The sequence below is a fragment of the Microvirga pakistanensis genome, from assembly GCF_004458765.1.
GTDB lineage: Bacteria > Pseudomonadota > Alphaproteobacteria > Rhizobiales > Beijerinckiaceae > Microvirga > Microvirga pakistanensis.
Genome location: NZ_SPJX01000150.1, coordinates 1 through 223, shown reverse-complemented (window position 1 = coordinate 223; position 223 = coordinate 1). Strand labels below are relative to the sequence as shown.

Here is a 223-nt window from a genome sequence, read left to right as displayed (position 1 = left end):
GACGTTCGAGTCGTCCCAGGCCCACCATTGTCAACGGGGCCTTAGCTCAGCTGGGAGAGCGGTAGCTTTGCAAGCTTCAGGTCGTCGGTTCGATCCCGACAGGCTCCACCAGTCCTTAAGGGGTGGGTTCCGGAATTCTTTGCGCTTTGGCGCGAAGGATCTTGTCATGAGGTTCGCGCCTCCCCTCTTGTGTGCGGGAAGCGCGGATGTTTGAAATCGTAAA

The 223-nt window shown here is 57.8% G+C and carries 1 tRNA gene; it reads left to right on the top strand.

Annotated elements, in window-relative coordinates:
* The first annotated feature begins 35 nt into the window (after positions 1-35).
* A tRNA-Ala gene (locus E4K09_RS04665) sits at positions 36-111 on the top strand.
* Positions 112-223 lie beyond the last annotated feature (112 nt).